Origin of the sequence: Roseibacillus ishigakijimensis, from assembly GCF_016595415.1 — a bacterium.
In the GTDB taxonomy this organism is placed as follows: domain Bacteria; phylum Verrucomicrobiota; class Verrucomicrobiia; order Verrucomicrobiales; family Akkermansiaceae; genus Roseibacillus; species Roseibacillus ishigakijimensis.
Genome location: NZ_JAENIO010000065.1, coordinates 1 through 9,878, shown reverse-complemented (window position 1 = coordinate 9,878; position 9,878 = coordinate 1). Strand labels below are relative to the sequence as shown.

The 9,878-nt window shown below is 58.8% G+C and carries 12 protein-coding genes; 7 read left to right on the top strand and 5 right to left on the bottom strand.

Annotated elements, in window-relative coordinates:
• Window positions 1–399: IS3 family transposase (locus JIN78_RS16225; RefSeq protein WP_200393049.1), on the bottom strand; the 399-nt coding region annotated here is incomplete at its 3' end.
• A 170-nt stretch (window positions 400–569) separates the two neighbouring features.
• Between JIN78_RS16225 and JIN78_RS16220 the strand changes: the two genes are divergently transcribed.
• The 3 genes from JIN78_RS16220 (at window position 570) to uppS (ending at window position 2,691) form a co-directional block, all read left to right on the top strand.
• Window positions 570–908 (top strand): HNH endonuclease family protein, encoded by a 339-nt coding sequence (locus JIN78_RS16220; protein WP_200393048.1) that lies wholly within the window; start codon window positions 570–572, stop codon window positions 906–908.
• A gap of 52 nt (window positions 909–960) precedes the next feature.
• A complete protein-coding gene (locus JIN78_RS16215; RefSeq protein ID WP_200393047.1) occupies window positions 961–1,893 on the top strand; it encodes a DUF6807 domain-containing protein in 933 nt (310 codons plus the stop codon).
• 87 nt (window positions 1,894–1,980) lie between these two features.
• Window positions 1,981–2,691: an undecaprenyl pyrophosphate synthase gene (gene uppS / locus JIN78_RS16210; protein ID WP_200393046.1), complete on the top strand. Its 711-nt coding sequence runs from the start codon at window positions 1,981–1,983 to the stop codon at window positions 2,689–2,691.
• Window positions 2,692–2,892: 201 nt separating this feature from the next.
• Here the strand turns inward: uppS and JIN78_RS16205 are convergent, their stop codons facing one another.
• Complete coding sequence (locus JIN78_RS16205; RefSeq protein WP_200393045.1) at window positions 2,893–3,414, bottom strand: cob(I)yrinic acid a,c-diamide adenosyltransferase; 522 nt, start codon at window positions 3,412–3,414, stop codon at window positions 2,893–2,895.
• A 79-nt stretch (window positions 3,415–3,493) separates the two neighbouring features.
• On the opposite strand from JIN78_RS16205, the gene JIN78_RS16200 reads away from it, so the two are divergent.
• Entirely contained in the window at window positions 3,494–4,324 is an 831-nt protein-coding gene (locus tag JIN78_RS16200; RefSeq protein WP_200393044.1) for an FKBP-type peptidyl-prolyl cis-trans isomerase N-terminal domain-containing protein, read from the top strand.
• Window positions 4,325–4,395: 71 nt separating this feature from the next.
• Here JIN78_RS16200 and JIN78_RS17605 read toward each other — a convergent pair whose 3' ends face one another.
• Window positions 4,396–5,337, bottom strand: a complete 942-nt coding sequence (locus JIN78_RS17605) for an RluA family pseudouridine synthase (protein ID WP_200393043.1) — start codon at window positions 5,335–5,337, stop codon at window positions 4,396–4,398.
• Window positions 5,338–5,470: 133 nt separating this feature from the next.
• Here JIN78_RS17605 and JIN78_RS16190 point away from each other — a divergent pair, with 133 nt between their 5' ends.
• Together JIN78_RS16190 and JIN78_RS16185 are read left to right on the top strand one after the other, a co-directional pair.
• On the top strand, window positions 5,471–6,841 hold the full coding sequence (locus JIN78_RS16190; RefSeq protein WP_200393042.1) for a hypothetical protein: 1,371 nt from the start codon (window positions 5,471–5,473) through the stop codon (window positions 6,839–6,841).
• A gap of 87 nt (window positions 6,842–6,928) precedes the next feature.
• On the top strand, window positions 6,929–7,651 hold the full coding sequence (locus JIN78_RS16185; RefSeq protein ID WP_200393041.1) for a metallophosphoesterase family protein: 723 nt from the start codon (window positions 6,929–6,931) through the stop codon (window positions 7,649–7,651).
• A gap of 111 nt (window positions 7,652–7,762) precedes the next feature.
• Here JIN78_RS16185 and JIN78_RS16180 read toward each other — a convergent pair whose 3' ends face one another.
• Together JIN78_RS16180 and JIN78_RS16175 are read right to left on the bottom strand one after the other, a co-directional pair.
• Window positions 7,763–8,080 carry a bactofilin family protein gene (locus tag JIN78_RS16180; RefSeq protein ID WP_200393040.1) on the bottom strand — a complete coding sequence of 106 codons (318 nt, stop codon included), beginning with the start codon at window positions 8,078–8,080 and terminating at the stop codon, window positions 7,763–7,765.
• Between the two features lie 45 nt (window positions 8,081–8,125).
• Window positions 8,126–8,923, bottom strand: a complete 798-nt coding sequence (locus JIN78_RS16175) for a TatD family hydrolase (RefSeq protein WP_200393039.1) — start codon at window positions 8,921–8,923, stop codon at window positions 8,126–8,128.
• A gap of 63 nt (window positions 8,924–8,986) precedes the next feature.
• On the opposite strand from JIN78_RS16175, the gene JIN78_RS16170 reads away from it, so the two are divergent.
• Complete coding sequence (locus JIN78_RS16170; protein WP_200393038.1) at window positions 8,987–9,715, top strand: hypothetical protein; 729 nt, start codon at window positions 8,987–8,989, stop codon at window positions 9,713–9,715.
• The last annotated feature ends 163 nt before the right edge of the window (window positions 9,716–9,878 follow it).

The window sequence follows — 9,878 nt, the reverse complement described above, 5'->3', positions numbered from 1 at the left end:
AATATGGGTGATGTCACCGGCAAGGACTTGGTTTGGTTGAGTAGGAAGACCCTCTTCAACAACGAGATTGGTCGAGGGGGAGTCGGCCCTTCCGTTACTGGTGCGGGGGACGTAGGTCTTGGGCTGGATGGCAACAAGGCCACGTTCTTTCATGAGACGGCGCACTCTTTCATCTGAACAAGCTAGGCCGAGTTCACTCAATTTTCGGACAATGCGACGGTAGCTATAGCGGCGTTTGTGAAGTCGAAAGATGCGCTCAATTTCGTCGCCGAGGATGGCGTCTTCCCGTTGCCGCGCGGTCTCGATATGGGAGGTGTAGTAGCTGCTGCGGGGCAGGCCGAGGACGGCGCAAATCCGGCGAGTGGAGTGTCCCGATTTTTGCTGGATGTCGTCGATCATTTGGTGGGGCGGCCGGGGTTCTTGGTCCCGAGGAGCACGGCAGCCTTTTTTTAAATGTCATTGTCGATGCGGAGTTCGGCGACCGGTTTCCCTGCCGCACAGAGTTCGAGAGCCTGGGTTTTGAATTCCTCAGTATAGCGCTTACGGCCTTTCATGGCTTCAGTCTTCATTTGGTTAAGGCGTGGTCCAAGAAATTACCGCACCTCAATTTCCCCCAAAACCCCGAGACAAACTGGTCACAGTTTTCCGATCAAAAACATGAAATTCTTCTCTTTCGCTTGGGCAACATGACCCTTTTAAGTAGCGGGCAGAACCAATCACTCGGAAATCTGCCTTATGCCCGAAAGAGAGAGCAGTTCGCGCAAAGTCAGTTTGTCCTAACATCCAAGCTAGCAGAGGAAAATGAAGAGTGGACTCCTGAAAGAATCGATAATCGCCAACGCTGGATGGCGCGCCAAGCCGATTCCATCTGGCGAATCAGTCTGCTGGATGATCAGCAAGGCACCTAAACTGCCACTCTCTTCCTTGCCAAAAAGGAGGAGAGCTGGCGTAAATAGCGGCATGACTGTGCTCACCCGCTTTCTAGCCCTTCCCTTCTTGGCAATGACCCTCTCCGCTGCTCCCGAGTTGAGCGAAAATGAGGCCCGCATCGCCATCACCATCGGCGAGGTCGAGGTGCTGACTTATCACAAGGCAGAGTCCGAAGCGCCGGAGCAAGCCGGAGAAATTTACAATCGCAGCGCCTTCATCGAGCCCTTGCGCAACTCGCGGGGCCATGCGGTGACCGATCGCCACCCCACCGACCACTGGCACCACATGGGCCTCTGGCACCCCTGGACCCACACCGTCATCGATGGCCGTAACTACGACTTTTGGAATCTCAACAAAGGAGAAGGCACCGTCCGCTTTGCCGAAGCCACCCGCGTCCTCGAGTCCCCGGACGGAGGAGGGGTAGGCTTCGTAGCCCGGCAAAATCATGTGATGCTGAAGCCACAGGAGGCCGTTGCCATTGAGGAAGAACTCACCGTCATCGTGCGCGACAGCGCGGAACCCTTCATCGTCGACTACAGCTGGACCCAAACTCCCCAAGTGGACATTGAGTTGCCGCCCCACCGCTACGGGGGCGGGCTCGGCTATCGCGGACGGCGCGACTGGACGACGGACAACCTCACCGTCCTGACCTCCGAGGGGAAAGACCGCGAGGACGGGCACGCCACCCGCGCCCGCTGGGTGCGCTACACCGGGCCCGACAACTCCGGCGAGGACACCTCGGTGGTGCTCATGAACGCGCCCACCAATCACGACCACCCCCAGCGCGTCCGCATCCACCCGCAGGAGCCCTTCTTCTGCTACACCCCCCAGCAGGAAAATGCTTGGGAGCTGAAAAAGGGCGAACCCGTCACCATGGCCTACCGCATCCTCGTCTATGCCGGAACCCCCTCGCCGGATGAGCTCGAGGAGCAATGGCGGCGCTTTGCGGCACAATCCAAGTGACAAGCTGGCGGAAACAAATTAGGACGCGAGCCACGCTCGTCTCCTACCCCGGGGAGCGGCAAAGTCCCGCCTCTCCATCACCACATCATGCCAGAATCTCCCCGCACTCCCGACCATATCGCCATCATCATGGACGGCAACGGACGCTGGGCCAAGGAGCGCGGCCTTCCCCGCCGGGAGGGCCATCGGGCTGGAGCGGAGTCTGTGCGCGAGGCCGTGGAAGTCTGCCGCGAGCTCGGCGTGCGCCACCTCACCCTCTACGCCTTTTCGGCCGAAAACTGGCGGCGCCCCCAGACCGAAATCGATGCCCTCATGATGCTGCTAGATCGCTTCCTGGCGGAAAAAACGGGCGAGCTGAACAAACAGGGCGTGCGCCTGCACACCATCGGTCAGATTGAGCGTCTGCCCGCTAAGAACCAGCGCCGACTGGCCAAAGCTAAGGCTGAGACGGCCAACAACCGCGAGCTCAACCTCATCCTCGCCCTCTCCTACGGGGGGCGGGAAGAAATCACCGCCGCCGCCCGCCGTCTGGCGGAAAAGGTCAAAGCCGGCGAACTCACGCCCGAAGAGATCGACAACGACCTCTTGGCCCAGCACCTCGATACCGCGGACTTTCCCGATCCCGACCTTCTGGTCCGCACCTCCGGTGAGCTTCGTCTCTCTAACTTTCTCCTCTGGCAACTGTCCTACGCAGAAATCGTAACCACCAAAAAGTATTGGCCTGAATTCAAGCGGGAAGACCTCCGTGCCGCAGTGGCGGAATACTCCCGCCGCCACCGTCGTTTCGGGGGCTTGTGAGCCATCCAGCTTACCCGGTCTCGTAAATTCGCCTTTCGCACCCGGCAACAGCGTCTCAATGCTCTGCAATGGCGTCTCAACGCTCTGCGATGGCCAGAGAAACGAAGAAGCCGGAACCGGAAAGCCTGACAAACCTTTCCCCAGCACCAACCTGGCCCCCGTTGCCTCTCACAGGGGCTCCGATGACGGGGCGATTCCCTGCTACCCCTCCTCCCGGCGAGCCAGCAGCCAGAGGTAATCGGAAAGACGATTGAGAAAAAGAGTCACCAGCGGAAGCGGGCTCTCCCCGGTAAGCAGGAGAACCGCACGCTCGGCGCGACGGGCCACGGTCCGCGCCACATCCAAATGAGCCGCAGCCAACGAGCCTGCCGCCCCCGGCCGGGCCCACCCCGCGAAGTTCACCCCCGCCTGCTCGATAGCGGCCGCTCGCTCCTCCACCGTGGTGACATCCCCTGCCGCGAGGGCGGGCATTCCGCTCTCTGCATAACGCGCCGCATCCTGGGGCAGAGTGGCCAGCTCTCCCATCAGACCCACCAACTTTTCCTGCAGCCAATCCACTTCATCGTTCAGCCCCGCCCCTCCATGGCAGCGCACCAGGCCCAGAGCGGCATTCAGCTCGTCTATCGCTCCCAGAGCCGCCACCCGGACCGAAGTCTTTGCCGCCCGGTGGCCGAAAAGCAGGTCCGTCTCTCCCTGATCGCCCCTCTTGGTAATGATGCTCATGCCCTCTACCTAGGGGATAGCGCACCAAAAATCCACCCTCGACAAGCTCCCCCGGGCGAGCCAATTCTTATCCCCGTCCATGACATTGAAATCTACCCTCTTACTCCCCTTCCTGCTGGCAGCCGCCCCGGTAAGCGCGCAGGCCCCGCAGACGGGCCCCGTCACTCCGCCCCAGGCCGAAACCGACCCGGCGGTGATCAAGAAAAACTCCTCCTACGGCTTCGGCTACAATCACGGCAATGCCTTCAAACAGCAAATCTCCCGCTACGCGGTCAAGCTGAGCGACCTCGAACGTGAGCAGTTCCTGCAAGGGCTGAACGACGCGCTGGACGAAAAGGAACCCTCGACCAGTCAGGAGAAACTGAATGCCGCCATGCTCGGCCTCCAAAATATCGTGCAGGAGCGCGAGAAGGCCCTCGCAGCCGAGAACCTGAAAAAAGCGGAAGAATTTCTCGCCGAGAACGGCAAGCGCGAGGGCGTGATCACCACCGACTCTGGCTTGCAATATGAGGTGCTCACCCAAGGAGAAGGCGAAACCTACGACGACACCCAGGGGGCGAAGTTTATGGTCCACTACAAGGGCACCCTCATCGATGGCAGCGAGTTCGACGCCTCGCCAGAAGGCGCGCCCGTGCCCATGACCCTCAATGTCGTGCCCGGCTTCCGGGAAGCCCTCACCACCATGCCGGTCGGCTCCCAGTGGAAGATCTTCCTCAAGCCCGAGCTGGCATACGGGGAACAGCGCCGCGGCCCCCAGATCGAGCCCAACTCGGCGCTCATCTTCGAGCTGGAACTCGTCGAGATCCAACAGCCCGCGCCGCGTCCGAAAGCCGTCTCTCCCCCCATCCAGATTCCCCCCGCCCCGGCCCCGACCAAAGAGGCCGACAAGGGAGAAACAGACAGCGAGTAATAAGCCCTCTGTCCCTCCGCCCACTCCTCAGCCGGAAGCCCCAGAGGCCTTCCGGCTTTTTTGTGTGCGGGTTAGATCTTTTCCTCAGCCTGATAATGCACCATCTCCCCCGAGATCGGATGGCGGAAGGAGACCTTCCAAGAACGCAAAGCGAGCGGCTCGGCCCCCTTCGCGGCGATCTCGACCTCACCCAGCTGGCCCCCGGGTAGATAGAGGCGGTCTCCCACAAGGGGATGGCCCTCCTGCCAGAGGTGAACCCGAATCTGATGGGTGCGCCCCGTGAGGGGACGAACCTCGAGGAGGGCCTGGCCATTGGCGCGACGCTCCCGCACGGTGACCTCGGTGCAAGCCTCCAAGGGCTTGCCCCAGGAACGCCCCTCAGCCGGGACTGGCGAGGTGATTCGCTTATGGTCCCAGGCAGGACTGGATCGGGTGAGAGCCAGATAGCTCTTTTCCACTTCTCCCTTTTCGAAAAGCAATGGCACGGTATGGCGATAGCGCCGCCCCTTGACGCAGACGAGCACGCCACTGGTCTCCGCATCCAGACGGTGGGCATAGCGGACCTCGAGCTCGGGCCAGGCATGCTCCATGAGCCATTTGAGCGTATTCTTACAAAAGCGGCCCCCCTCGTGCATGGGCAAGGGCGCGGGCTTGTCGATGATTAGGAGGGCCTCGTCCTCATGGAGAACCTGTAGATCAGTCGCAATGGCGGGCTCGGTCCAATCGGGCAAGAGGCGTTCATAACGATCGCCGGTGGTGACGATGAGGTCGGCATCGTGGACGGGCTCTCCACTGGCTTTTTCCACAATCAAGCCGTCGGCAAAGACCTGCCGCCACTCGGCCTCGCTCAGTTTGCCTGGAAAGCGGGCAGCGAGGATTTCGTGAAAAGGCCGTCCGCCTTCCCGCGCCTTGATGCCACAGGGGCGGCGATTGAGATAGGCCTGGCATCCGGGTTGACTGGCCGCCAGCTTGCGCCACCGCTCCTCCAGGTCCATTCGCCGTTCCTTGTTCACGCCCCAAGGGTGAAACCGAAACGGGCATTTTTGGCCCGTCTTTTCTCTGTCACGGAAAAAAGTCAGACCCCGCCAAGCGGGGAGATTCCCCTTTGCCAGACCTTCGGTGGGGTATAGCCTTCCGGCAGTCCTTATGCCTCGGGTCAAAAAAACCGCCCTCCTCCTGCTCTGCCTGCTCATCGGCGGGCTCCTGCGCGCCCCTATGGAACGACCGCTCGGACGTGAGATGCGCACGACGGGCCTGATCGCCGAACCGCTCGACCAAGAGACCTCGGAGGCAATCGGGCAAACCTCGGCCGCAATCGCCCTCGGCGGGCTGCGCTCCCTTGTGGCTGCGGTGCTGAATTTTTCCAAAATCGTGCCCCTATGGCAGGACCAGGACTGGGTCGGCATTTTTACAGTCTTTGACCAGATCCACACCTTGCAACCCAACATCCCCTACTACTGGGAAGCGGCAGCTGGCTACGCCGCCGATGATGCCTATGCCGACTACCGCGACCGCCCCGGCATGGAAGAATGGCGCCGCAAGCTCCGCCGAGACGAGTTTTTCCACAAAGGCATCGCCTACCTCGACAAAGGAATCGTCAATAATCCCACTGACCTCGGCTTGCGGCAGATGAAGGCCCGGCTGCTATCCGATACCTACAAACCCGATCACCTCGACTACGCGGCCGCCACCCGCGTCTTGGACGAAGCGGTCAAATTAGAGAACGTCACCGACATCACCCGCCGCAATCGACTCTATCTGATGTCCCGGGTGCCCGAGCGACGGAGGGAAGCGCTCACCTTGGTGCGGGAAATCTACGCCGATCCTCAGTCGCGCTACCCATCCATCCGCAGTCAGCTATTTGCCCTCCAGAACGAATTCCCCGATGAGGAACAAATCCCGGCGACGGAGATTTTCGGGAGTTCCGGTGACATCGTGCAGTCGCTTTTCAACCACTATCAACGTCGCGACGAAGGCCTTCCCATGGCCGGGGTGCGGACTAGGCTAGAGCAAGAACTGACCGAGCTCAATCCACCCTTCGCCCTCCATCCTCTTTATAACACCGACCTGAAGCGCGTCACCCATCGGGTAGCGGGGCTCCTGAACGCTCTCCCCTACCACCTTCCAGAAAACCCCTTCGCCCCGGACTCCAGCTGGCCCCTGGTAGTGAATCATTTCCAAGAGAACCGCCGGGAGAGCTTTCCCACCATTAGGGTGCTCTTTTACGTCTTGCAACAGCTGGCCGACCTCCCTCCGGAAGATCGCCTCCCCTATCTCCAGATTTTCCCGGACGACCTAGTGGCAATGCAGGATCTCGCCAATTTCCTATTGGACGAAAGCCACCAATACCCCCGGACCGGGGTGCGTGAGCTTTTGCAGGAATTGACCATTAAATACGACTTGCCCGAGCACCTGGATCCACTCCGGAATCCTAGCGCCTTTCCCTTCCTCAGCGATTGGCGGGACGAGGTCACCCAGCTCCAATTCGAACGCACCAACCAGATGAACATGCCCTAAGGCTACGAGAGGACATTTGACTCGATTTTCACTAGGAGATTCTTGCTCAATTCTGTTAATCTGCCCGACCACTCTCCCACCGGAAAAATGCGCATAGCCCTCTTCGCCGACATTCACGCCAATCTGGAAGCCCTCGAAACCGTCTTGGCGGATGCGGAGGAACAAGGATGCACCGACTACGTCTGTCTCGGCGATGTGGTCGGCTACAACGCCAATCCCAGTGAATGCCTCGAGCGCGTGCGGGCGCTTGACTGCCCGGTGGTGAAGGGCAATCACGATGAAGACAGTGGTGGCGAGCACTCCTTGGACTCCATGAATCCCGTTGCCGCAGAGGCTCTTCTCTGGACCCGCAAGCAGCTGAGTGACGAGCAGCGGGATTGGTTGCGGAAATTGCGTATGGTGCGGCAGGTGCAAGACTTTACCATCGTGCACTCCTCCCTCGACCAACCGCAGGTGTGGAACTACGTCACCAACAAGTTCGATGCCATGTCGAGCTTCTCCTACCAATTCACCAAACTCTGCTTCCACGGTCACACCCACGTGCCACGGGTCTTTGCCAAAGACAGCAAAATCACCGAAGTCACCGCCGAGCAAATCGAGTTTGATCCCAACTTGAAGTATTTCATCAATGTGGGCTCCGTCGGCCAGCCCCGAAATGGGGACTGGCGCGCTTGCTACGCCATCTACGACATTCCCTCCAACCTGCTGGTTTATCGCCGCTTGGAGTATGATATCGTGACCGCCCAACAAAAAGTGCGCGCTGCCGGTTTGCCGGAAATGCTAGCCACCCGCTTGGCGGAGGGACGCTAGGGCAAGCACCCTCTCCTGAGAGGCTCCAGTCCACCTGGGGATACGGCCTAAAAAAATCCGAGTCAATCGACTCGGATTTCGTTTGAAGGGTAAAAAAGAGTGAGGCCTTTCTCAGCCAATCTGGGTCGAGCCGGAAAGAATCGCGCCTTCTTCCATCGCCAGGGATTTGGTTTTGATGTCGCCCTTGAGTTCGGACTTGGGCTTGAGCTCGCAACGACCGGACTCAATGGTGCCCTCGACCTTGCCATACATCTTGACCTCTCCCGCCTTCACATCGCCAATGATTTGCGCGTTTTCACCAATCGTAACCTTGCCTTTATCGGAAATGATTTTGCCATCGACTTTACCATCGATGATCATGTCGTTGGAGAAAGTGATGGAACCGTTGATTTCGATTCCCTGCGCGAGGACATTTGTTGCATTGGCCATGTTGCGAGTGTTTTAACCGCAATTGCCGGGGGTTGGCAACTGAATTTAGAGCCGGAAAAAACGCTCACAAACAGCCTCGGTGCCCTTCACGAAATCCTCCAGTGGAAGGGCCTTGGCCTCTGCAATACGTTGGGCGGTGCGAGCGACAAAAGCCGGCTCGCAGCGCTGACCACGATGCGGCTCCGGAGCCAAGTAGGGAGAATCCGTTTCTACCATCATCCGATCGAGAGGAGTTCTTCGCGCCGCCTCCAGACAATCCTTGGCATTCTTAAAAGTTGCAATGCCCGTAAAAGAGATCAGCGCCCCCGCGGCTAGCACCCGTTCCGCCAACTCCCACGGGCCGGGGAAGCAGTGAAAAACCGCCTGCACCTCGTCAGAAAAATCAGCATAAATCGCCAAGGCATCATCGAAAGACGCCGTTCCCTTCCGGTCACGGGTGTGAATGACCACATTGAGCCCGGCCTCACGAGCCAGCTCGAAATGCCTCCGCAAAAAATCACGCTGCCGGGCCTGGTAGTCGGCTTCGGTCCATCCCTCCGGAGCAGGATGAAAATAGTCCAAGCCTGTTTCCCCAATCCCCGCCACCTTGGGGTGAGTGAGGAAGGGACGCAACACCGCTTCAAAGTCATCGCGGCTACTATGGACATCGCAGGGATGAATCCCGATACAAGCATGGACTTCGGAAAACGTTTCAGCCAAAGAAAGATGGCGGGTGAGATCCTCCTCACTGGTGGCAAGCGTTATCATCCGCTTCACCCCCGCCTCTTTGGCCTTCGCAATCACGGCCGGAATCTCGTCAGTAGAAAATCGATGGGAAGCAAGATGGCAGTGGGAATCGGTCATAGTCGCTAAACCGAGGACCTTTTTCCAGTCGACTCCAAGTGGCAACTGGTTTCTCTTCCAAATATGAAGAAGCTGCAGAATACACCGGGATGGCTCTTCGCAGCAATTGGACTGACGACACTTGCTCTTTGCTTCAGCTACACCAACTCAAACATTTCGTATCAAAGCACGATATCAATTGTCACGCTCCCACCCTCTCCCTGGGCAAGTTACACCCCTCCCCTACAAAAACAGGTCACTCGAAAGCCCATTCTCCGCTCCGTTGAAGAAGACCTAGCGCTCTCACAGCGCTGGCATTGCGACCAGCAATCCGCCATGGACAAGCTCGCTGGTATGATATCTGCAGAATGGCTGGGCAAGATTCAGCAAAACCGCTCGCAAGATTTTCAAACCATCTTGGAACAACGGGCGAACCTATCCCTCTCTGTTACCGGTAACAAGCGCATGGAAACCCGGGAATTGGCACGAGCAGTCGCCAAGAGCTATCAACGTCTCACGAACGAGGCGGCAAACGAACATCTGAAGATCACTCTTTCTGCTCTGGAAGAAGAAATCGCTGGGCAGGACCCTCCGGTGTCCGAGAAATATAATTATCTTTCGCAGAAGAAGATGAAGGAAGAAAAAGCGGATGAACTCCGCAAAGCCAAGAAGTTACGGAACTCACTGGTAGAATCTAAAAAGACAATTGAGCAAACGCTCGCAAGGGGATATACGCCAGTGACCATCGGTTCAAACATTGTCACCCGTCGAACCAGGCACTTCTTTCCAAGAAACCACGAACGCGGCAAGTAGGAGCGAGCCACTGGCTTGCTCTCCGGTGTCGCCGGGCCTCCGGTCTGGCCCAGAACTCCGTCCTGATACGTTTCTGCCTCTCCGCCACGCGGGACGCGTCTTCCCTTTCTGGCAGCCGACTTCCCCTGTCCTCCTTCCAGTCCCTCTTCGCGGACAAAAAAAG